Origin of the sequence: Bacillus cereus group sp. RP29 (assembly GCF_040459765.1) — a bacterium.
Taxonomy (GTDB): domain Bacteria; phylum Bacillota; class Bacilli; order Bacillales; family Bacillaceae_G; genus Bacillus_A; species Bacillus_A paranthracis.
On record NZ_JARVHN010000001.1, the window covers coordinates 1,973,793 to 1,997,098 of the forward strand.

Consider the following 23,306-nt stretch of genomic DNA (forward strand, 5'->3'; position numbering starts at 1 on the left):
AGCTTTTCATTTGAAAGTACCCCTTTTAAGATAACTCTCCAATAAACCAAATCTCTTTTTTATCGATTGTATCTTCATCATAAATGACTTCTTGAAAGTGAAACAGTTGGGCAGTAGGGCGAATTGAAATTCCCCATGTTTCCCAAAAATTAATTTCATTTGAAAGAGGGATCCATGTTTGAAATTCATTATTTCTATTGAAAAAATTTTGAAAGTAGTCATCGTTTTTAAATACGATAATTTGCGATCTCCATAAATTTTCTATAGAAATTATAGTAACAACTCGATATGTATGTGTATCATTCGGTTTTATTTTTATTAAATGATTCACTCGATCTATTAAGGTTTGTATACATAATCGTTTTACTTTTCTAGGTGTTTTATGAGACTCGATAAAAGCTTGAGAAACTGGTAAAGGCATATACCAATATTCATCGTTATAGAAAGTAGAAGGGAATATTTTTGTATGTTCCTCAATGTGTTTAATCATAGTGTTTGTTTTTCGTTTCATCCCACGTATTTTCTTTTCATGCATTGTGAGTCATCTCCATAAATTTTTGTAATGCAGCTGAGCGAAATATATCGTTTCTAGTAATGAAAGTAGTAGGAACCTTTTTGAAGCTATTTGGTAAAGGGTTGAATGATACGTCATGTTCATGTCCCTTTAAAATTGATTTCATCATAATCGCTACGCCTATATTTGATTTTACACATGCAAGTATCGCTTCGATTGTTCCGAATTCTAATACTCGTTTAGGCGAGATGTCTTCTTCTTGAAGCCAGTCTTCTAATAAACTTCTATAATAGCACCCGTGACTAAAAGCGAGTAAATTCATATCTTCTATGTCTGTAAGAGAGGATAAAGGTTTTTTACTAATGAGAACCAATTCTTCTTCATGAAATACAGTTGTATGGAGTTTATTATGCTGAGTAGAGCCAGCTATAAACGCTCCGTCTAGTTTTCGCTCTAATACAAGCTTAATTAGTTGTTCAGTCGTATTTGTTTCCAAAATCAATTCGACTTCTGGGTACCTCTCATAGTAGGCCGTTAATATAGAGGGAAGCCTTACCGCAGTTGTAGATTCTGTACACCCAATTTTTAAAGTACCTTTAGGATCAGTTCCATTACTTTGAACCGCTTTTATAGATTGATCCATTAAGTGGATAATTTGTTTGGCATACGTTAATAAAATCTCACCGTTAGAAGTTAAAGTTACACCTTTTCCGTTTCTGTAAAATAAAGGAACACCTAATTCATTTTCTAGTTGTTTCATACGCATCGTTACGCCTGATTGCACATAGTTCAAATTTTTCGCTGCGTGAGAAATATTATTTTCCTTCGCGACTTCGTAAAATACAGTTAAATCTTTTATGTCCACGTATCATCCCTCCGAAAAGGTATCAATTTTTTTGATGGATTATATGATGAATCTTTATTTTATATGATATCAGAACTTTCATACAATGGAAGGGGGAGGGATTATTATGTTGATTGAAGAAAGGGTGAATAGTACTTATAAATGGGTTATGTTAATTGTTGCGACGATTGCTCAAACAACAGCGACACTTATAACGTATGGTGTCGGGGTTTTCGCTTTATTTTGGAAAGAAGAATATGCACTTACGAATACGGAGAGTGGATTATTAGTAAGTGTTGTAAATGTTGGACCGTTATTTTGTATGCTTTTTGTCGGTCGGCTACTTGATCAATATAATGAAAAAATATTAATTTCTATCAGTTCATTTTTGCTAGGGAGTTCGCTTTTACTAACTAATATAGTAAGTGGATTTAATGGGTTATTATTTGTACTTTTATTAATAGGAATGTTTTATAGTGTTTCCCAGCCAGGAGGAAGTAAAGTGATTTTAAAATGGTTCCGAAAAGAAAATCGTGGGTTAGCGATGGGAATAAGGCAAGCGGGTATACCGATTGGTGGCGCGTTAGCGGGAGTGTTAATCCCGTTTCTTACAGTACAATATAATATGACTTACGCGATCAATAGTATCGCATGCATTTGTATAATGGGAGGAGTATTATTTTTTGTGTTTTATAAAGAGCCATATGTTCAGGAGGAAGCGAGGAAAGGACATAATAACATTTCCTTTTGGATGGAGCTAAAAGTAGTGATATGCAAAAAAGAGTTGTATCCAATTTATATAACGGGTATTTGCATGATTTCATTACAAATGGTGTTAGTTGGACACTTCATGAAATTTTTAGCAGGGGAACAATCGATTACATCTATTGTAGCCGGAACAGTATTTTCGGTTATGTTCTTTTCTGGAATGATTGGTCGTATTGCATTAGCAGCTATTAGTGATGTGTTGTATAAGGGGAATCGGCGTATACCTTTATTTATAGCTGTCTGCGCTTCTATCGGCTTGATTTTATTGTTAGTAATGAATATACATACAATAATGAGTGGAGTCTTGTATAGTGTAAGTGCATTGTTAGGATTCTTTTCAATTGGATGGTTTAGTCTTTTTATAGCCGAAGTTGCTGAATTGGCAAGTGAAGAATCTGTAGGAATAACAGTGAGTGTAGCACTTACATTAAATCAAATTGCTATTATTGTTGCACCTGTTTTATTTGGTTATATTGTGGATGAGAAAGGGTATGCGTATGCGTGGTTATGTATAGTAGTATTGTTAAGTATCTCGGCAGTCAGTTTATATAGAAAAAACAAGAAAATAAAAGAAAGTTAGCAATGTAAATTTTTTATGAAGAAAATATAAAGAAATGCCGAGTGAGCGACATTTCTTTTTTTATTTGTTGTATAATCAAAGTATAAATGAGATTCATTTTCAATGAAGTTCATTGCCTGTAATTTTAGCTATAATGATTTGTTTTTCTTTATCGTTATTTACATGATTTATTTTGTTTGAAAATTTTTAGTATCATTTCCTTTTAAAGTTATAATCTATTTTACTTAATATTAAATTATAACTATATTTTATTGTAGGATAATGAAACGTCATATCATCTAAACGATTGTTTTTATCTGTGTTTTTCATCTTAACAACTCCGTTTCTTATCTTGTGTAACAAATGTTACATAAGATGTTGAAATTATAGTAGGGTGCATCCGATTGTATGGTGGAAATTTTGCGAGAAAGAAATACAATAGAGAGTAGCCGAAAACTGAATATGAGAAAAAGGAATCTAGTTCATTTAGGTGAATAATAGGTAGTATTATAAAAAATTTAAAAATTAATAGATATAGAATAGAATGGATGCGCGTTAAGTGAAACTATATAAAAGAGGGTTCCTATTATGCTAAAGAAATGGTTAATCGTTTTCTTTGTTTTTGCTATTTTTTGTGGGAGTGTCGTTGCACTAATACATGCAAATAAAGGTAAGAAATATGATATAAAGGCATTTTCTAATTTAAATAGTAAGCAAAAGGACGATATGCAAGAAGTTGATGCAACTGAGAAAAAACGCTATGAAGCTGTAGCTGGAAAACTAGATCAATATTTAAAAGATAAAGGATTTAATGGGAGCGTTCTTGTAGCTAGTAAAGATCATGTGATTTTACGAAAAGGTTATGGATATGCGAATGTGAAAGATAAAGTAGTAACAACGCCAAGAACGAAATATCGTATTGGTTCTATTACGAAAACGGTCGTTGCAATATCTATTATGCAGCTAAAAGAAAAAGGGAAATTAAATATTGAAGACAATGTAAATAAGTATATCCCATCGTTTCCAGCAGATAAAAACATTACGTTACGAAATCTATTAACACACACATCTGGCTTGCCAGATCAAGGACAAGGTAGGGTGGATGCAGGGTCACGTTTAAAGTTAGTAACGTGGATTGGAGCGCAAAAATTGCAATTTCCTGCAGGGACAGGCTGGAAATATACAGACTATAATTATATGGTGCTTGCATATATTGTAGAAAAAATTACGAATAAACCGCTCGCTGAATACGTGAAAGAAAATATTTTTACTTCTGCTGGCATGTATGAATCTGGAATGGGGGCGACTCTCCCAGAAGATATTTTTTTAGCAGAAGGTTATACGAGAAAAGATAATGAATTAATAGCTGCCCCCCGCTTAAAAATGAACTGGTTGTATGGGTGTGGTGAAATGTATACAACTGTTGAAGATATGAAAAGATTAGATGAGGCAATAATGGATGGAAAGCTGTTATCTAAACAAAGTGTATTAGATATGTTTACTGCATCACCTGCAAGAAAATATGGATTTAGTTTCTATACGTATCCAGATTATTATCATAACCACGGGGTATTAGCAGGCTGGAATACTTTTAATAATTTTAACTGGGATAAAAAAACATTCGTCATATTGTTCTCTAACGTTCAAAATGGTATGAATGATACATTTAATCAAGAGTTTAGGAAAATGGCGAATGATTTAATAGAAGGAAACGGAGCATGAAAGAGAAAGAGCCTCTAGCGAGAGGCTCTTCTTTTTTATAAAGTTGAAAACTCTTCAACAAGTTCACTAAAACGATTTAATGCACTTTCAATCGGTTCTGGCGTAGTTAAATCAACGCCAGCTTTTTTCAGTAGATTTAATGGATAATCTGAACTTCCACCTTTAAGGAATTCGAGATAGTTTTTCTGTGCATTTGGATCGCCGCTTAATAATTTATCAGCAATTTGGATTGCAGAAGCGAATCCAGTTGCATATTTGTACACGTAAAATGGACGATAGAAATGCGGTATTCTAGCCCATCCGTATTTTACTTCTTCGTCAAATACGAGGGAGTCGCCGTTATATTCTCTAAACAAGTTTTCGTAAACCTCGCTAAAGGTTTGGGCATTTAATGATTTACCTTGCTGTGCCATTTCATGCGTGATTTTTTCAAACTCAGCGAACATGATTTGTGTAAAGAAAGTGCCTTTAAATTTCTCGATGAAGTGATTTACTAAATGGTTACGTACATTAGCATCTTTTGCTTCTTTTAATAAATGATGAATTAATAGCACTTCATTTACTGTAGAAGCGACTTCTGCGACGAAAATAGTATAGTGTGCAGAAATTCTTGGTTGATATCCGTGTGAGTAGTGCGTATGCATGCCATGCCCACATTCGTGAGTAAGGGTGAAAAGGCTATTTAAATCATCGTGATGATTTAAAAGAATGAATGGATGAACGCCGTATACACCAAAGTTATAAGCACCGGAACGTTTTCCTGGCGTTTCTCTTACGTCAATATAACGTTTATCTTTAAAGCTTTTTAATGTTTCAATATATTCTTCACCTAAAGGAGCTAGTGATTCAATCATGATGTCAAACGCTCTATCGTATGGAATATCTTGTTTTACACCTTTTACTAAGTCGACACTTAAGTCATATTGTCTTAGTTCATCGACATTTAATTTCTCTTTTCGAAGTTCATTATATGTATGTAAAGATTGAATGTTTTTTTTCGTCGTTTCAATTAAATTTTCATATACTTCTTTCGGAACCATGTCGCCAAATAATGATTTCTCTAACGCTGATGGATATTTTCTTAGCTTAGAAACAGTAACATTATTTTTAATAGCTGCAGATAAAGTAGAAGCGATAGAATTCTTTAATTGAACGTATGGTTTGTAATAAGCTTTATAGGCTTCTTTACGTTTTTCGCGGTTCTCATCTTCTATTAACTTTGCATACATTCCTCGTGTTAAAGTAACTTTTTCTCCATCATTAGTAGTCACTTCACCAAATAGTATATCTGCATTATTTAGCATGCCATATGTATGTTGCGGAGAGGAGAGTGCTTCGCCCATTTGTGATAAAATCTCTTCTTGGTCCTTATTCAATACGTGTTTTTTATAACGGTATAATTCAAATAAATCTTCTTTATAATATTGTAAGCCTTCAGCTTCTTCTATGTAAGTGTGTAATGTGTTTTCATCTACGCTAAGTAAGAATGGAGAAAAGAAAGATTTAGCTGCACTTACTTTCACTTGTAATTGTGTTACTTTATCGACAAGAGATTGAGCGTCAGTATCGCGTGTATCAAGATCAGATTGTAATCGTGCATAAGCGAATAGTAAAGATATGATGCTAGAAATTTCTTCACTCTTTGTTAAATAGGCTAATAAACTATTGCCATCGTGAATATTTCCATTAAACTCGTGTAGTTCTTTCGTTAATACTTCAATTTTATGAAAATCACTTTCCCAATCTTCAATGGTATCATAAATATCCGTTAAATCCCATTTTTCTTTCTCATCTACTTGTAGTCGATCTTTAAGTTCTGTCATAATCATTTCCTTTCTAAATATGTAGTTATATTTCTATATAACTATGAAATACAACAAATTGCAAAAAATCCCTGCTGAAAATTAAAAAGCCTTGCTAAAAGGCAAGGCTTGAAAAATTATAATGTAATTCCGAATTTTGAATGTAAAAGGTTTTTATATTGCCCATCTGTAACTTTTTCTTTCGTTTTTTTACCGTTTTTCGCTATTGTGAGACTATCCTTCGTTAAAGAGGCATGCCCATCTTCAGTTAGTTTTACAATAAGAGGTACTTTGTTAAATGGTGAGCACTCATGTTCAACGATAATTTTTTGTGCTGCATTTGCTTTTTCTTCATCCACTTCTTCTATATAAAATGCATAGCCTAACGTCCAATCATCAGTAGAAGATTGATCCAAAAACTCATTGTTTTTACGCATCTCTAACATGTAGTTTCCTTTTTCGGTCATTTCTTTACGAATACGATAATCTCCTGTAACGGAGTGAATGACTTCACCTGAGAAAGGAACAGGTGCAAGTGGTAAGTATGATCCGAATCCAACTTCAATTAAATAAAGCTCATTATGATGTGTTAAAACGGTTGCGATATGGCCAGAATCAACAGCCCATATAGAATTTGCAGCGTTATACACTGTTCCTGAAACGAGATGAACATCGAATCCAGCGTCTTTAAGGAAGTGATACATAGTAGGATTGAGTTCATAACAAAGACCACCACGATTGTTTACTAAAATTTTTTCTTTTAGATTTTCTTTTGATATTTCCTTAAAATTCTTTTCGAGAACATTTAAGTTTTCAAATGGGACAGTTTGTGCCATCGCGTACATAATGTTAGGTAAATCTTCAAATGAAACTTTGTCTTTTTCTTCTATATGTAATCGTGCGAAAAATTGTTTTTGAAAGTCTGTCATAGAAACCCCTCCGTTAAACGATTTATATATATTGTATCTAATATCGCAAGAGGAAACATCTGCATATGTGCGTACGACTAAAGTATGACACCTTTACTTCTTGCTATACATATAGTATGATGATTTCAGTAAATTAGATTTCAATGACCATAATATAAAATAATGAGAGGTGCTTTTTGTGAGTGCGGTAGGTACTAAATAGGAAAAATTGAATGAAATAAATCGGATAAGAACAGGGGATTTTTATGTATACCATACCCCTAATTTTGTCATGGATTTATTTCGATACCTATGAAGATACCTACAATACTTTATAAAGCGTGTAATAAGGGGATTGCCATCCGTTTTTTATGGTTTATTTCCTCATATGTTATTACTCATGCCTTGTAAATGTAAAAGCTGCGGTATCCCCGCAGCTTTTTTGTGTATATTTTTAATGTTTAAAAAGGGTAATTGAATAATGTAGAACTCATTGGAATCTAATGAGTAGGTATCTTCATTTATGATAGAAATCAATCATAGTGAGGAGAAACAAAATGAATACAATGACTTTTGAAAAGTTACAATATAACGAATTAAAGGATATAGTGAAATCTTATTGTGTAAGTGGATTAGGAAAAGAATTAATAAATAAATTAGAGCCGAGTGCAAGTATAAAAGTAGTAAGGAATCGATTGAATGAAACAACCGAAGCGCGAGCTATATTAGATGCAGAAGGGCATGTTCCTTTCTTCGGTATTTCAAATATCGCAAGTGCAATTCAAAAATTAGAAAAAGGGATGATTTTAGATCCAGAAGAATTAGTCAGTGTTTCAGACTTTTTACGCGGATGTAGAAAGATTAAAAAATTTATGTTAGATAAAGAATTTTTTGCACCAGTATTAGCTTCTTATGCAAATTCAATGACTGAATATAAAAGTATTGAAGAAGAAATTAACTTTTCAATTAAAGGAAATAGTATTGATTCTGCCGCTAGTAAAGAGTTAAAACGAATTCGAAATAACATGGATTCGGTAGATGGGAAAATAAAAGAACGTTTAACGAAGTTTTTAAATAGCAGTGCAAATAAGAAGTATATTCAGGAGTTCTTTATTAGTAAAAAAGATGATCGTTATACGATTCCGATTAAATCTTCTTATAAAAATCAAGTTGCCGGAAGTATTGTTGAAGCGTCGGCTAAAGGTTCTACTGTATTTATAGAACCGCATACGGTTACAAAGTTAAATGCGGAACTGGCAAGTTTGAAAGCAGAAGAAGCGATGGAAGAATATCAAATTTTAGCGACTTTATCAGGAATGGTAGTAGAAAATATATATCATATAAAAATTAATATGGAATTAATTAGTCAGTATGATATGGTGTTTGCGAAAGCGAAGTTTAGTAAATCGATTGATGGAATAGAGCCGAAGTTAAATGATCATGGCTACGTTCATTTAGTAAATTGTAAGCATCCGCTTTTAAGTGGAAAAGTAGTACCATTAAACTTTGAAATCGGTCAAAACTATCGTAGTTTAATTATTACAGGGCCGAATGCGGGCGGGAAGACAATTGTGTTAAAGACGATTGGATTGTTAACATTAGCGACAATGTCAGGTTTGCATATTGCCGGAGATAAAGAAACAGAAATTGCTATTTTCGAAAATGTATTTGTAGATATTGGTGATAATCAAAGTATCGAAAATGCACTAAGTACATTTTCATCACATATGAAAAATTTATCTGAGATTATGAGGATGTCAAATAATAATACGTTGCTATTATTTGATGAAATAGGAAGCGGGACTGAACCGAATGAAGGAGCAGCACTTGCAATTTCTATTTTAGAGGAGTTTTATCTTGCAGGATGTATTACAGTTGCGAGTACGCATTACGGTGAAATTAAACGCTTCTCAGAAATGCACGATGATTTCATGAACGCAGCCATGCAATTTAATAGTGAGACGCTAGAACCGCTTTATAAATTAGTGATCGGTAAATCAGGTGAAAGTAATGCACTTTGGATTGCAAATAAAATGAACGTAAGAGAACGTGTACTGAAAAGAGCGAAAGAGTACATGGAAAATAAAGAATATACTTTAGAAAAAGTGAATGAAAGTAAAATTAGAAAGCCGAAATTCCTGCAAGAAAAAAGAGAAAATCATTACGAGTATAAAATTGGCGACCGTGTAAATTTATTGGATCATGATGATTTTGGTATCATCTATAAGGAAAAAGATAACTTCTATAATGTCGTTGTATATTATAACGGTGAATTCATTGAAGTGAATGTAAAACGTATTACTTTAGAGGTATCAGCAAAAGAATTATATCCAGAGGGATACGATTTAAATACGCTATTTGTCGATTATAAAGAAAGAAAAATGCAACATGATATTGAGCGGGGATCGAAAAAAGCACTTCGTAAAATTCAAAAAGAAATGAGAAAGAATAGAGGGTAATCCAGAGTGGTAACGATTAGACAAGAACGACAAACCGATTATAGAAAAACGGAAGAAGTTGTACAACAAGCATTTTTAAATGAAGAATTTAGTGATAAAAAGGAACATGAACTTGTAAAACGTATTAGAGAGTGTGACGCATTTATTCCAGAGTTATCAATCGTTGCAGTAGATGAAGAAATAGTCGGTCATATTATGTTATCTAAAATTACGATAGAACAAGATGGAGCTTCTGTAGATTCATTAGCGCTTGCACCAGTATCAATTGCTAGGAGCTATCAGAAAAAAGGAATTGGTGGAAAGCTTATAGTAGCTGCGTTAGAAAAAGCGAAAGAACTTGGATACGGATCAGTTGTAGTATTAGGACATCCAGAGTACTATCCGAAATTTGGTTTTAAGAAAGCCAGTGAGTGGAATATAAAAGCACCATTTGAAGTGTCTGAAGAAGTGTTTATGGTAATGGAATTAACAGAGAATGCTCTTGAAAGTGTAGAAGGAGTTGTACAATATTCGAGTGCATTTGCTGAGTAGGAGTATCGGTTAAGAAATATAATCATAAAAGACGCTATCTTTTTGTATGGATATACAGAAAGGTAGCGTTTTTTATTAAGCGAAGCTACTTACATATATTTTGCTCAATGAATAATTGAGGTGTTAAAATTGAGATAGAAATGTAAAGGGAGAGAAAAAAGAATGAAGAATCGAGAAACAGATAGCAACGTAGTTACGTTATATGTTACAAGACATGGTAAAACAATATTAAATACGAACCATCGCGCGCAAGGTTGGGCAGACTCTCCGTTAGTAGAAAAAGGTGTGGAAGTTGCCTCTAATTTAGGAACGGGATTAAAAGATATTCATTTTACAAGTGCGTATAGTAGTGATAGCGGCCGCGCGATTGAAACTGCTAATTTAGTATTAAAATATAGTGAGCAATCAAAATTGAAACTTGAGCAAAGGAAAAATTTAAGAGAATTAAATTTTGGTATTTTTGAGGGTGAAAAGCTTGAAAATATGTGGGATGTGGTTGGAAAAGCTGCGGGCGTTGCATCACCAGAAGAACTCATGAAGTTTTCTATTCAAGAAGTTATTGATCTTATTAGAGCAGCAGATCCTACGAAACAGGCGGAAGATTGGGAATTATTTTCTACTCGTATAAAAGCAGAGATAGATAATATTAGTGAAGAAGTAGCTAAAGATGGCGGCGGTAACGTTTTAGTTGTTGTTCATGGGCTGTTGATTACTACCTTAATAGAAATGCTAGACAGTAGTAAAACGAAGCTTGGAGTGGAAAATGCTAGTGTGACGAAGATTTTATATCAAGATGGAACATATACAGTCGAGTCAGTTGGAGATATGAGCTATGTTGCAAAAGGGAAAGAAAGTGTGGAAATATAATCCTATCTCAAATAGATATAAGAAAAGGGAGTTAGTAAAATCTAGCTTCCTTTTTATTTTTTAGTGCATCATTTGAAATATTGTATCTTTATATTATGATTTTGTTTTTAATGTGTAGAATGTTTCTTTGTTCAACAATTGGGTCATTTAATTGAATAAGGGCGTATTTTTTTGAATAGGACCACTTTGTTAAAAAGGATACATCCAATTTTTAGCGAATACAGGGTTATAAATAAGAAAAGTGGTGAGGTAAATAGGAAAAGAATGTAATTCCTTTTTGGACAATAAAACAGAAAAATGTATAATTAACAGGCTTCAGAGCGCGGGGTGTGTTTTCGCAGAAGAAGAGACCAGGTTACTTATTTCAGTAGCCCAAACTCCAGAGGACCTCAAGAGAATGGTGGAAATGCGAGCCGATGGTTTACCACTTGAATATGTTGTTGGATACGCAAAATTTTGTGGGATGCGGATAGAAGTGGAGCGGGGTGTTTTTGTGCCTCGTCAACGAACCGAATTTCTTGTTCACCAAGCCGAAGCGCTGTCATGTTTTGGTGATATTGTCGTTGATCTCTGTTGTGGTTCAGGTGCTGTCGGTGCAGCTCTAGCGGCAGCTTTAGGAAGAGTTGAATTATATTGTGTTGATATTGACCCTATTGCGGTACGATGTGCAAGCCGCAATGTAACGAGTTTCGGTGGCCATGTTTTTGAAGGTGATTTGTATAAATCGTTGCCTCATTCACTTAAAGGCAACGTGAATACCATACTTGCAAACGCACCTTATGTTCCTACTGATGCAATAAAACTGCTCCCACAGGAAGCTCGCCTATATGAACCAAAGGTGGCGCTTGATGGGGGAGAGGATGGACTTGACATTCAGCGAAGAGTAGCGAAAGAAGCATTTCTCTGGCTAGCACCTGGAGGTCATCTTTTAATAGAGACGAGCGAAATGCAGGTAGATCAGACCTTTGAAATCTTTGCTGGTGCTGGGCTTACCACGAAAGTGGCTCGAGATGAGGAATTAGATGCTACTGTTGTTATAGGTTCGAAAGCTAGTTTTTAATTTAAATGGGTATGTATAGCCTTATTCATAAATAAAATGATAATTTCCTAGCGATATACAAATAAAAAACATATGCTTTTAATTGAGAAAAGAGATCGAAAATTATCCGAGTGATTTGAAGAAGAAAGGACATAACACATTAGTTATGTCCTTCCATTTATCAACTTTTTTCACTATAGGTTTTCATAAAACTTAACCTAGATTCCTTTTCATTTTGTGAATTATGGAATCAATAAAATCTTCCCTGTACTTTTTCTGCTCTCTAATAATTCATGGGCATGGGCGCCGTCTTGTAAAGAGAATGTAGTAGCACTCGCAATGTTTAATTTTCCACTAGCGATCCAATCAAATAATTGAGTAGAGCGTTTTTTTCGTTCTTCAAAGGTAGTAAGCACGTTCCAAAGGTCCCCGCCAGTTAAAGTTTTTGAAGTATCCATAAGCATGCGCGGATCAACGGGAGCAGGATTGCCGCCGGCCATTCCGTAAAATACAACAGTACCACCAACTTTAGTAGCGTTAAAACTTTCCTCAAGTGTAGATCCTACTGATTCATATACAACATTTACCCCGGTACCATTTGTTATTTCAAGTACTTTCGTAGCCCATGATTCCGTATATAAAAATACGTGATCGGCACCAGCTAATGTGGCTACTTTTCCTTTTTCGTTTGATGAAGTTAGGCCGATTACTTTTCCGCCTAGCAGTTTAATCATTTGAATAAGAAGTTGCCCAACACCGCCAGCTGCAGCGTGCACTAAAGCTATATCACCTTGTTTTATTTCATAGCTATCTTTCGTTAAATAATGTGCTGTTAAGCCTTGTAATAAGACAGAAGCGGCTGTTTCAAAAGAAATTGAATCTGGAAGCGGGATTGCTTTTTCTGATGGAACGGCAACTAATTCTGCATTTGCAAATGGAACATCAGCAAATGCAATACGGTCTCCAGGATTGATATTTGTAACGTTAGCTCCTACCTCTTCAACAATACCAGCCCCTTCATAACCTAATATATAAGGTGGATTGCCAGCAAGATGATAATCACCGCGGCGTCTGTAAATATCAGCGAAGTTTAATCCAATTGCTTTTGTACGGAGAAGAATTTCATTTGGATTTATGATTGGATCATGTATTTCTTTATATTGTAGTACATCTGGACTTCCAAACTGTTCGAAACAAAGTGCTTTCATATGGAATACCTCCATTATATTGTTTGTCGATGCTCTTTATCATACAATACAAATATCAATAGACAAAGAGGATTATTTCGATGAAATCAATCGGGAATTCCGATTGAAAAGAGGGATGATAAATGGAGATAAAACAATTAATTACCTTTAAAATCGCCGCGGACACTTTGAACTTTACCCAAACTGCGAAGAAATTAAACTTTGCTCAATCAAGCGTAACGGCGCAAATTAAAACGTTAGAAACTGAGCTAGGTACGCCGTTATTTGAAAGATTAGGGAAACGTCTTTTCTTAACCGAAGCAGGAAGAAAGTTTCAACTATACGCGGACAAGATAATCGCACTTAGTAACGAAGCGAAGACGGCTGTGAAAGATGATGAAGAAATAGCTGGTACGTTAACGATTGGTGCGCAAGAAAGCCAATGTACATATAGACTTCCTTCTATATTAAAGAGATTTAAAGCACAATTTCCTCAAATAAAACTTATATTTAAACCCGCACATTCCAATAAAGATGCGAAGGAACAATTGATGGAAGGAAAAGTCGATCTTGCATTTATTTTGGATGAATGTAAAACAGAAGATGCTTTACATGTTGAGCCGCTTATGAAAGAAGAATTAAAAGTAGTAGCTGCTCCAGGGCATCATTTACTCCAGCAAACTTCTGTTTCGATAAAAGATTTAGAGACGGAAACACTTTTATTAACAGAACTAGGGTGCTCATATCGGACTTTATTTGAAGAGTTATTTCGCATCCAAGATGTGTATCCAGCAAATAAGATTGAGTTTGTTAGTGTAGAGGCAATAAAACAATGTGTTATTGCAGATTTAGGTATAGCCGTTTTACCGGCGATAGTAGTAGAAAAAGATATACGAGAGGGGACGATAAAAGAGTTACATCTAGAAAATACTATCAATCCAATTTTCACACAAATTGCTTGGCATAAAGATAAATGGATGACAGTGTCACTGCAGCAATTTATTGATGTGACGAGGGAGTTTTTTACAACGGATTAAGTGGAGAAATATTTATTTTCTATAAAAGAAGAAATGGTAATTTTGTATTGAGAATCGATGCTTGCATGAAACGAGTATCGGTTCTTTATGTTTTAAATAAAGGATGTTTTCAAATGTGTATTTCTCAACTTTTTTTCTTACAAGGGTAAGTAAATTTCTTCGTATATTCCAATAATCGTAAGGGAATTTACAACTTTTATTCGTTTCTGTAAGATGCCTCTAGGCAGCATGAAAGGAGGGGCGTACATAGGGGATAGATATACGTACTTATTTTGAGGGAGGAGATTTACAATGTTTAAAAAGTTAATGAAAATATGTGTGTTAAGTGTAGCGAGTGTAGGGGTATTATTTAGTTTTCAAGGAAGTACATTTGCAGCTACCGATCTGAGTAGTTATTATGACGGGAAAAATCCAGCAACAACGAAAGTATACGGGGGAAGTACAACGTGTGATGCAGATGGATTTAATGCAAAGTCTACAGCGGTATACGAAGGTAGTAAAAAAGTAGGGACAGTGTATTTACGTTACAGTAATAAATGTCATGCAGCTTGGGCTAAGTTTGTTTTAGATCAACCAGCACCAGCTGTTTCAGGAGGAGTGTATGCGTACGCTGTTGTGAATAAATACAAAAATGGTGTGTTTCAAAAATCAGTCACTTCCAATCAAGGAAATGGCACAATTAAAACTGCTCAAACGAGTACTTATACAGGAATGGTATTTGATTTAACTGCTGATTTCGGATACACAGCAGATGCTGAAGCAGTTACGTTTAATAACGGTTACGGGAAAACAGCACGTTATTAATAAAGGAGTGAAATTATATGAAGCTATTAAAAAAGGTGAGTGCATGTTTATTGTTATCTTTACTCGTTGTAACTAGTATGTTTAGTACGACTAATAGCGATAAAGCATACGCAGAAGACCACTCATATGATGGGAAAAGTCCTTATTATAATAGCTGTGATCAATCAGCAGTAACGAAAGAGAAGAAGTGGATTGATTCAAATTCTTATGTGGAATTAAAATTTAGCACGACGTGTAAAACAGCATGGGCAAAAGTTACTGTAACTCGCCTGGCAGTTTATAATAACGAAGCTGATGCAAGAATTGTTAGAAAAACAGATGGAAAGGCATATACTTGCGGAAGTGCTGGAGGAAATGGTGTTGTAAATAAAGGGCAAACATCATGCTATACACCAATGGTATATGATTTAGATCCAAGAAAGGCACAAGCACAAGGGAAACATGCTATACCAAATAGTGATGCTTATAATTATGCCGAGACTATTTGGTATTGATGAGGATATGGAGATTGTAAGGTAGAATATTTTAAGAGCATGTTTTGATTGGTTTTCAAAACATGCTCGATTTGTATTCATCCTAAGCTTTTTGATATCAACTAATCAGGTCTGTATCAGGAGGAACATATCCAAGGTGTCTAGCCATAGATACAATTTGTCCTTTATGGTGAAACTCATGCGTCTCCGTATGAGTTAAAAGCCATAGCGGCGTTGTACTCCAAGGTTCTTTTTGCCATTTTACTTCATTTGCTATATTGTCGAGCCAGCGGTCATTGTATTCATCTAAAAAGCGTTGTACGGTCGCATCTACTAACTTAAATCTAGTACGAACTTTTTCCACATCTGCATGCTCAATTTCGTAATCGCTAGCAAATGAAAAGTCTGCTCGCTTTTGTTTAAATGCGAATGATCCAAGCCAGTATCGGTAGCAATCGGCTACATGAATATGTGTCTTTATAATGCTACCGCTCCCGAAATTCGGAATTGTGCTATGTAATTTTTCTAGTGGAATTTCTTCCAAAAACGAAAATAGAGTTTCTCTTGTAGAGCTAATAAGGTTATATTGTTGTTTTAAAATGTGTAACATGCAAGTACACTCCTCCTTTATTTACATAGTAAGTAATTCTATATTTACGAGGAGTGAACCTTTTTATTATTTTTAATAAGCATATTAGATGTATTTCTTATTTGTTTCTGATAGATTAAACAAGGTAAAACTTTAATAAGTTGAACATTCTTAGTTCATAATAAATGGTACATGAAGAAGGGGAACGATAAAATGAATAGACTAGTTGGCTTAAAACAATTTGAAATAACGCGCGGTGCGTTACTTACATTTATGGAGACGCTAGATGATAAAACTGCAGATACGCAGCCAAAGGGTTTTAACAATACAATTCGCTGGCATATCGGTCATGTGTTAACGGCAGCAGAAGTTTTCATGTTTGGAAAAGAATTCAAACAATTACCAACGGAATATCCAGGTATGTTTGGATATGGATCAAGACCATCTAAATGGACAACAGCAGGACCATCGTTAGAAGTGTTAACGGTTCAATTAAAAGAACAAGCAAAACGTATTAAAGAAATTCCAGCAGAAGCATTTGAAAATAAACTGCCAGAGCCATTCCTAGGATTGGAAACAGTAGGGGAACTTTACGGTATGATGCTTTATCATGAAGCTGATCATATTGGGCAAATGAAGGCGATGGAACGTATTATTAAAGCTCTTTAGTCTTAATTGCATATAACGAGCAATACAGGTGTAATGTTAAATAATATATACAAAAAAGGTAGATAAATTATTATCTACCTTTTTTGTATAACTTCTTGAAGGATTAGGGATTATCATCGTGATGCTGATGAAGAAGGGCGTAAAAACAATATATAAGGATAAAAAAATATTATTTTTATGATGGATTATTAATTATAGTATTCCTAAATATGGAATATGCGTATAATAATAGAGAGGAACTAGAAATAGGGGTGAATACTATGATTACATTAGAACAAAAGCTAGAGCAATATATACATACATATTCACAGTTAAAGGGAGAACTAAAATGGAAAACGAGTGATTCTCGAATAGGAATGATGATTGCTGCTATGTATGCAAGTAGTGATAAATTGCTTGATCTCGGACGTTTTTTAGAAATTAGTAGTTATATTAAGAATGAGGTAGGGATGTTTTCATATTTAAAGTCTTATCATCGCTTTGTAGTGGCCGCAACATTAGATATTCACTTTACAGATTATAAGAAAGCTTTTCGAGAGTTTTTAGACTTATATGAACAATTGGTCGCTGGTGGCTTTAGCCGCAGTATATTTACTTATCTTGCAGCAGCTGTGCTTTTAACAGAAGATAATGAGCATCATGGCACGCACATTCAGCGTTCGATGCAAGTATATAAACGTATGAAAGAGGATCATCTTTTCCTAACAGGTACAAATGATTATCCGCTCTCCGTTTTATTAGCAGGACAATCAGAGCATGTAGAAACACTTATGGACCGAGTGGAGCGTCTTTATCAGAAACTAGCAAAAGCTGGCTTGCGCAAAGGGAATGACCTCCAATTTCTAAGCCATATTCTTTCACTAAAGAAGGATGTCAGGGAAGAAATATTAGTTGCAACATGCACAAACATATGGAATTTGTTAAAGCAAGAAAAGGTAAAAGTGAAACAAATGCATTACCCAGCAATCGGGCTATTAGCGTTACTTGAGGATGGAGAAAAAGAGATTCATTCTATTAAAGCGTTGATTGAAAAATTGCAGGGAGAGAAATTATTCCGTTGGCATACAGATACGAATATTCTTATTGCTATTCAACTGTTCGTAAGTCAGAAAGGTGAGGAAAGTAAAGCTACCAACACAGGTTTACAAACTATGATAGAAGTCCTTATCCAAGCACAACAAGCAGCTATGATGGCAACGATTGCCGCTTCATCTGTAGCAACCTCCTCTGCTAGTAGTAGTTCATAATGTGTAACTGTTTATGCTGTTGTAAATTATAACTCCTTTGATAAGGATGGTTTAAAAAATATTACTAAAAAAAGCCCATCAAATGAGTGATGGGCTTTTTTTATATAATCAGTATTATCTTTTCAACTGCTTCAAATGTTTGAGTTGTGTAACAATCATAATGCTAATAACAACGAGTAAAAACCATGAGCTGATTTTACTTAAGTGAACGAGATTCCAAGCTTCCCGTTGGTTTGGATATTGCCATGCACCGAAAAATGTTGCGATGTTTTCTGCAATCCAAATAAAGAATCCGATAAGAAAAAAGGAGAGAACGAGCGGCATTTTATATGTAACGCCTCGTAATGAAAATTCCACAAATGTTCGAAAGAAAACGATGAATAGAAGTAACGTTAAGAACCATCTAAAATCGTATAGAAAATGATGTGTGAAAAAATTGAAGTAAATCATTGCTCCTAGAGGTATTACAAAAATAGCTTTCGGCCAATGATACATTTGTAAATGTAGTCTTCTCCACGCTTGGCATATGTAACTTGCAACACTTGCATACATAAAGCCGCTGTAAAGTGGAACTCCAAAAACCTTTGAATATGCCTCTTCCGGATAACTCCATGAACCGAAATGAACTTTATATATTTCTAGTAAAAGGCCGATGAGGTGGAAGACAGTAATTACTTTTAATTCGTCTTTCGTCTCAAGGCCAGTCTTGTACATAACCCACTGCATAAGAAGGCATACGATGAGTATGAAATCGTAGCGGTATAACCCTGGGATCGAAACGATTTTTGAAAGGGCCAGTGTTAAGAAAATAACGACTGGGAATAAGCAGGATAATGCTTGTTCATAGGTAAAATAGAGTAGTTGTTTTATATATAACATTGCATCACCTTAGATATTTTTATTTGAAAACTCAAAATAATGATTAAGTATACTACACTTTTAAAAATAAGCTAGTAGTCTATTTTGCGTGTATTTGTAAGTTTTGGAAGGGAATTGTAATAAGTATTTTAATATTTAGCGAAGTGAAAAATAGTTTGCTATTTAAAAAAAGTGGGGATATAATATCTAAATGAAAATGATAATTATTATCAATATTAATTATAAATAAAAAATAATTATAAAAAACAACTGAATATAAAGGATGAAATGAAACATGTTACATAAGTCTACTATACGTGCTGGCAATAACCGCTGGATACAGATTAAGTTTATATGTTTTATGAGCTTAACAATTGTATGTTTAATTGGATCTATATTTTTGGCTGTCGCATTTGGTGCAAAAGATATTCATTTGCAAACAGTGTGGACAGCGGTTTTTGATTATAATCCGAAATTAACACAGCACCAAATTATTTATGAATTAAGACTCCCAAGGGTAATTGGTGCAGCAGTTGTAGGAGCGGCTTTTGCAGTGGCTGGAGCTGTTATGCAAGGAGTAACACGAAACCCTTTAGCGGATGCAGGTGTGCTTGGCATAAATGCAGGTGCGATGTTTGTAGTAGCACTTAGTTTTGCCTTTTTCCCGCATATGCCGTATTCCTATTTAATGATTGTCTCCTTTATTGGAGCGATCTTAAGTACAGTGCTTATTTTTATTATCGGATCAGCAACATCAGGCGGATTAACACCGATGAGATTAACGATCGCTGGGGCAGTTATGGCTGCGCTTTTACATTCGTTAAGTTCAGGTGTCGCGATTTATTATGACTTAAGTCAAGATTTAGCTTTTTGGTACGCTGGTGGTGTTGCAGGGGTTAAGTGGGAACACTTGAAATTTTTGGTTCCTATTATTCTCATAACCATTGTTTTTGCGACAATTTTAGGGCGGTCTATTTCACTCATATCAATGGGTGATGATGTCGCTACGAATTTAGGAGTAAAAACGAACCGAACGAGAATACTAGGGATGATTATAGTAGTCATTCTTGCAGGTGTATCTGTTTCAGCTGTTGGCTCTATTGGATTTGTAGGACTAGTTATCCCGCATATTGCTAGAAAATTAGTTGGTGTTAATTATCGACTCATTATTCCTATGTCAGCATTTTTAGGAGCCATGTTATTAGTTGTAGCTGACTTAGGGGCAAGAACAGTAAATCCTCCTAAAGAACTTGCAATAGGAATTATGGTGGCTCTTGTTGGAGTTCCGTTCTTCCTCTATATAGCACGTAAAGTTGGGAGGGAGTTGTAAGTGAAGAAGATTTTAAACACAGATAAAACGAGAGCCGTTACTGTAACTACAATATTCGGTTGTATTGGTATCGCTGTCATTTTGCTTAGCTTAAATACGGGGACACTTAGCATTGCACCGCTCAAAGTAATTCAAACGCTTTTCGGTCATGGTGATTTTGAGAGTGCAACCGTGCTATACGATTATCGTATGCCAAGAATTATAATCACAATGTTAGCTGGTATTGGCCTTGGGATTTCCGGTGCGATTTTGCAAGGGTTATCAAGGAATGCGTTGGCCGATCCTGGTATTCTTGGACTGCATTCAGGTGCATCTTTCGGGCTAATTATATTCGTTACTTTCTTTCATTCTATTAATGAGAATGCATCGATTTTAATACCGTTATTTACATTTGGTGGAGGAGTATTAGCTGCATTTCTTATTATTTTACTTGCGAGTGATCGTTCGAAAGGTTTACTTCCCATTAGACTTATTCTCGTTGGTATTGCTGTTTCAGCTGGCTTTAGTGCAATTTCGTTATTTTTCTCTCTCAAGTTAAATGATGAGACGTATACATTCGCTTCTAGATGGCTAGTTGGTAACGTGTGGGGAAGGGATTGGATTCATGTCCTAGCATTATTACCTTGGATTTTCATACTTACCCCGTATGCATGGTTAAAATCTAAAACGTTAAATGCATTGTCACTAGGTGATAGTGTGGCAGCGGGACTTGGTGTTTCTGTTCAAAAAGAACGGTTACTACTTTTAGCTACAGCGGTTGGATTATCTTGCGGGAGTGTATCGATGGCAGGAGGGATTGGTTTTATCGGTTTAGTTGCTCCGCATATCGCCAGAAAGTTAGTAGGTACTACCTATCAACATTTCCTTCCACTGGCTGGTATTATCGGAATGATTATTTTAGTACTAGCAGATACGATAGGTCGTTCTATATTTGAGCCAAATTCTATTCCAGCTGGTGTAGTAGTGGCCGCATTAGGAGCACCGTATTTTCTTTATTTACTTACAAAAACAAAATAAATACTTCAAAGAGGAGAACATATGAAAAAGAAACTTACTATTTTATTTAGCATCATGTGTATTTTAGTATTAGCAGCATGTGGTCAAACGAAATCTAATGAAGAGACAACGAAAAAAACGGAAAAAAGTAATGACCCAAAAATTGCTTCAATGTCTATTCATTTAACGAATAATTTACTTGCATTAGGAATTACACCAGTAGGTTCTGTAATTGGTGGAGATTTAAAAGATTTCTTACCACACGCAAAAGAACAACTGAAAGATACGAAGAAACTGGGTGTTGTAACTGATCCGAATATGGAAGCATTACTTCAATTAAAGCCTACTGACATTTATGTGGATGAAAAATACGCGGGTAAAGATGTAGCGAAATACGAAAAAATTGCAAAAACGCATACTTTCAATTTAGATGAAGGTACGTGGAGAGACCATTTAAAACAAGTTGGTAAACTTGTAAACCGTGAGAAAGAAGCGGATCAATATATTCAAGATTACGAAGAGCAATCAAAACGAGTAAAAGGTTTAATAGATAAAGAGCTAGGTAATAACGAAAAAGTAATGGCAATTCGCGTTACTGCCAAAGAATTACGTGTATTTAGTACGAAAAGACCGATGGGACCAATTTTATTCCAAGACTTAGGATTACAACCTGCAAATGGTGTAGAGAAAATCGATGGAAACCGTCCTTTCGAAGTCATTTCACAAGAAGTATTACCTGACTTTGATGCAGATGCTATTTTCGTTGTTGTAAACAGAGACGATAAAGCAAAAGCTGCATTTAAACAACTTCAAGAAACACCAATCTGGAAAGACTTAAAAGCAGTTAAAGGCAAGCACGTATACATTATCAATGACCAACCGTGGCTTGACTATTCTGCTTTAGGAAACAAAATGGCAATGGATGAAGCGGAGAAAATGTTTACGAAATAATATCGATTCGTCGTTAGGAAGATCCTCTAAATTTAGAGGGTCTTTTTTTATTGTTAGAATAAATGAAAAATTATACAATGAATTTAATTTAACGTAGAGGAGATGTGCCAATGTCAGCGCTTATTGTAAGTATCCCGTTTATGAAACAGTTTATGAAACGAGGGGGTAAATAGGCTCGAATAATTATCCCTGTTATTTAATAAAGGGGGAGTTTGAAATGATGATGAATCTTTTTCAAAATAAAACGATTAAATTATCAGCTATTAGAGAAGCTGATACTGCAGTAATGGCAATGTGGCAAGAAGATAGTGAGTATTTAAGAAATGTCGATACAGATGTAGCGTTTCCGCAATCGTTACAAGAAATAGCAAGTGATGGGCTATTAAAGGGACGGAGATCGAATAGTGTATCTTTGATGTTGAGGACAGTTCAAGATGATCGTTTAATTGGTTTTGTTGCAATTCATGGCATAGAGTGGAATAACAGAACAGGGTTATTAGCAATTGGTATAGGAGCTGCAAATGATAGAGGTAAGGGATATGGAAGAGAAGCAATCCATCTTATTTTAAAGTATGCTTTTTATGAATTGAATTTACACCGTGTCGGTCTGGATGTTATTTCTTATAACAAAGCTGCTATTGAGTTGTATAAAAAGATGGGTTTTCAAATGGAAGGCTGTATGAGAGAAGCAGTGCAAAGAGATGGGAAGTGTTTTGATCGCATGATTATGGGGATATTGCGGGATGAATGGATAGAGCTACAAGGTTAGAAAGTATATTCGAAATTATATATGTAGTATGCAGGAGATATAATGAGAATTGGCGAAAATTTACAGTGTACGGATTGAATTTATAAGGAGTCATGCAAAATGAATTTAGAAAAAGCAAAACCAGTAAATGAAGAGGTCGCTGAATTAAAGGAGTTAATTAAAGAATTGCACGGAAGTGTACATCAATTGCAAAGCGAAGTGCAGCAACTAAGGCACGAAAGACCGGTTGTTGAAGTGAGGAAAGGTGTCCAATTATCGCCAGCAATCGTTGGACAAATTGGTGGTATGATTTTAGGTGGTTTAGCAATTATCGGTATATTTTGGTGAACGAAAAAAGGTATGCAGTTTAGCGCTGCATACCTTTTTTCGTTGTCGTTATTTGT

The 23,306-nt window shown here is 34.8% G+C and carries 23 protein-coding genes and 1 pseudogene; 16 read left to right on the forward strand and 8 right to left on the reverse strand.

Annotated elements, in window-relative coordinates; all coding sequences use genetic code 11:
- Window positions 1-25: 25 nt before the first annotated feature.
- A complete protein-coding gene (locus QCI47_RS10375; RefSeq protein WP_309422868.1) occupies window positions 26-535 on the reverse strand; it encodes a DUF3916 domain-containing protein in 510 nt (169 codons plus the stop codon).
- Window positions 528-1,379 carry a LysR family transcriptional regulator gene (locus tag QCI47_RS10380; protein ID WP_061131713.1) on the reverse strand — a complete coding sequence of 284 codons (852 nt, stop codon included), beginning with the start codon at window positions 1,377-1,379 and terminating at the stop codon, window positions 528-530. Before QCI47_RS10380 ends, QCI47_RS10375 begins: the two co-directional genes overlap by 8 nt.
- A 106-nt stretch (window positions 1,380-1,485) precedes the next feature.
- On the opposite strand from QCI47_RS10380, the gene QCI47_RS10385 reads away from it, so the two are divergent.
- A complete protein-coding gene (locus tag QCI47_RS10385) occupies window positions 1,486-2,706 on the forward strand; it encodes an MFS transporter (RefSeq protein ID WP_061131714.1) in 1,221 nt (406 codons plus the stop codon).
- 99 nt (window positions 2,707-2,805) lie between these two features.
- Here QCI47_RS10385 and QCI47_RS10390 read toward each other — a convergent pair.
- Window positions 2,806-3,015 (reverse strand): annotated as a pseudogene (locus QCI47_RS10390) (hypothetical protein).
- A 258-nt stretch (window positions 3,016-3,273) separates the two neighbouring features.
- Here QCI47_RS10390 and QCI47_RS10395 point away from each other — a divergent pair.
- Window positions 3,274-4,407 carry a serine hydrolase domain-containing protein gene (locus tag QCI47_RS10395; protein ID WP_000915219.1) on the forward strand — a complete coding sequence of 378 codons (1,134 nt, stop codon included), beginning with the start codon at window positions 3,274-3,276 and terminating at the stop codon, window positions 4,405-4,407.
- 35 nt (window positions 4,408-4,442) lie between these two features.
- On the opposite strand, the gene pepF is transcribed toward QCI47_RS10395, so the two are convergent.
- Window positions 4,443-6,230, reverse strand: a complete 1,788-nt coding sequence (pepF, locus tag QCI47_RS10400; protein ID WP_270691567.1) for an oligoendopeptidase F — start codon at window positions 6,228-6,230, stop codon at window positions 4,443-4,445.
- Between the two features lie 116 nt (window positions 6,231-6,346).
- On the reverse strand, window positions 6,347-7,138 hold the full coding sequence (locus tag QCI47_RS10405) for an arylamine N-acetyltransferase family protein (RefSeq protein ID WP_000129178.1): 792 nt from the start codon (window positions 7,136-7,138) through the stop codon (window positions 6,347-6,349).
- 536 nt (window positions 7,139-7,674) lie between these two features.
- Between QCI47_RS10405 and QCI47_RS10410 the strand changes: the two genes are divergently transcribed.
- The 4 genes from QCI47_RS10410 (at window position 7,675) to QCI47_RS10425 (ending at window position 12,034) form a co-directional block, all read left to right on the forward strand.
- The gene (locus QCI47_RS10410; protein ID WP_353811773.1) at window positions 7,675-9,576 is read left to right on the forward strand and encodes an endonuclease MutS2; all 1,902 of its coding nucleotides are present in this window, start codon (window positions 7,675-7,677) and stop codon (window positions 9,574-9,576) included.
- A gap of 6 nt (window positions 9,577-9,582) precedes the next feature.
- Window positions 9,583-10,107 carry a GNAT family N-acetyltransferase gene (locus QCI47_RS10415; protein WP_000256494.1) on the forward strand — a complete coding sequence of 175 codons (525 nt, stop codon included), beginning with the start codon at window positions 9,583-9,585 and terminating at the stop codon, window positions 10,105-10,107.
- A gap of 162 nt (window positions 10,108-10,269) precedes the next feature.
- Window positions 10,270-10,974, forward strand: coding sequence for a histidine phosphatase family protein (locus QCI47_RS10420; RefSeq protein ID WP_076875729.1), 705 nt, complete (start codon window positions 10,270-10,272; stop codon window positions 10,972-10,974).
- Between the two features lie 277 nt (window positions 10,975-11,251).
- A complete protein-coding gene (locus QCI47_RS10425; RefSeq protein WP_000369198.1) occupies window positions 11,252-12,034 on the forward strand; it encodes a putative protein N(5)-glutamine methyltransferase in 783 nt (260 codons plus the stop codon).
- Window positions 12,035-12,255: 221 nt separating this feature from the next.
- On the opposite strand, the gene QCI47_RS10430 is transcribed toward QCI47_RS10425, so the two are convergent.
- Entirely contained in the window at window positions 12,256-13,221 is a 966-nt protein-coding gene (locus tag QCI47_RS10430) for a quinone oxidoreductase family protein (protein WP_076875324.1), read from the reverse strand.
- A gap of 122 nt (window positions 13,222-13,343) precedes the next feature.
- Here QCI47_RS10430 and QCI47_RS10435 point away from each other — a divergent pair, with 122 nt between their 5' ends.
- From QCI47_RS10435 to QCI47_RS10445, 3 genes are all read left to right on the forward strand, one after another.
- Entirely contained in the window at window positions 13,344-14,237 is an 894-nt protein-coding gene (locus tag QCI47_RS10435) for a LysR family transcriptional regulator (protein ID WP_074540709.1), read from the forward strand.
- Between the two features lie 291 nt (window positions 14,238-14,528).
- The gene (locus tag QCI47_RS10440; protein ID WP_353811774.1) at window positions 14,529-15,041 is read left to right on the forward strand and encodes a DUF2690 domain-containing protein; all 513 of its coding nucleotides are present in this window, start codon (window positions 14,529-14,531) and stop codon (window positions 15,039-15,041) included.
- A gap of 17 nt (window positions 15,042-15,058) precedes the next feature.
- Window positions 15,059-15,535, forward strand: a complete 477-nt coding sequence (locus QCI47_RS10445) for a DUF2690 domain-containing protein (RefSeq protein WP_000771169.1) — start codon at window positions 15,059-15,061, stop codon at window positions 15,533-15,535.
- A gap of 97 nt (window positions 15,536-15,632) precedes the next feature.
- Here QCI47_RS10445 and QCI47_RS10450 read toward each other — a convergent pair whose 3' ends face one another.
- Window positions 15,633-16,124 (reverse strand): DinB family protein, encoded by a 492-nt coding sequence (locus QCI47_RS10450; protein ID WP_071741746.1) that lies wholly within the window; start codon window positions 16,122-16,124, stop codon window positions 15,633-15,635.
- Between the two features lie 171 nt (window positions 16,125-16,295).
- Here QCI47_RS10450 and QCI47_RS10455 point away from each other — a divergent pair, with 171 nt between their 5' ends.
- Together QCI47_RS10455 and QCI47_RS10460 are read left to right on the forward strand one after the other, a co-directional pair.
- Window positions 16,296-16,772, forward strand: a complete 477-nt coding sequence (locus QCI47_RS10455; protein WP_001997933.1) for a DinB family protein — start codon at window positions 16,296-16,298, stop codon at window positions 16,770-16,772.
- A gap of 209 nt (window positions 16,773-16,981) precedes the next feature.
- Entirely contained in the window at window positions 16,982-18,019 is a 1,038-nt protein-coding gene (locus QCI47_RS10460; RefSeq protein WP_071741745.1) for a DUF4003 domain-containing protein, read from the forward strand.
- Window positions 18,020-18,133: 114 nt separating this feature from the next.
- Here the strand turns inward: QCI47_RS10460 and QCI47_RS10465 are convergent, their stop codons facing one another.
- Window positions 18,134-18,898, reverse strand: coding sequence for a DUF817 domain-containing protein (locus QCI47_RS10465; protein WP_000965758.1), 765 nt, complete (start codon window positions 18,896-18,898; stop codon window positions 18,134-18,136).
- Window positions 18,899-19,172: 274 nt separating this feature from the next.
- On the opposite strand from QCI47_RS10465, the gene QCI47_RS10470 reads away from it, so the two are divergent.
- From QCI47_RS10470 to QCI47_RS10490, 5 genes are all read left to right on the forward strand, one after another.
- Window positions 19,173-20,207 (forward strand): FecCD family ABC transporter permease, encoded by a 1,035-nt coding sequence (locus QCI47_RS10470; RefSeq protein ID WP_071741744.1) that lies wholly within the window; start codon window positions 19,173-19,175, stop codon window positions 20,205-20,207.
- Window positions 20,208-21,224 carry a FecCD family ABC transporter permease gene (locus QCI47_RS10475; RefSeq protein ID WP_071715717.1) on the forward strand — a complete coding sequence of 339 codons (1,017 nt, stop codon included), beginning with the start codon at window positions 20,208-20,210 and terminating at the stop codon, window positions 21,222-21,224.
- A gap of 21 nt (window positions 21,225-21,245) precedes the next feature.
- The gene (locus tag QCI47_RS10480) at window positions 21,246-22,154 is read left to right on the forward strand and encodes an iron-hydroxamate ABC transporter substrate-binding protein (RefSeq protein WP_071741743.1); all 909 of its coding nucleotides are present in this window, start codon (window positions 21,246-21,248) and stop codon (window positions 22,152-22,154) included.
- A gap of 217 nt (window positions 22,155-22,371) precedes the next feature.
- Window positions 22,372-22,923, forward strand: coding sequence for a GNAT family N-acetyltransferase (locus tag QCI47_RS10485; protein WP_061130371.1), 552 nt, complete (start codon window positions 22,372-22,374; stop codon window positions 22,921-22,923).
- Window positions 22,924-23,022: 99 nt separating this feature from the next.
- Window positions 23,023-23,250: a coiled-coil domain-containing protein gene (locus QCI47_RS10490; RefSeq protein ID WP_001047302.1), complete on the forward strand. Its 228-nt coding sequence runs from the start codon at window positions 23,023-23,025 to the stop codon at window positions 23,248-23,250.
- Window positions 23,251-23,306: the final 56 nt, after the last annotated feature.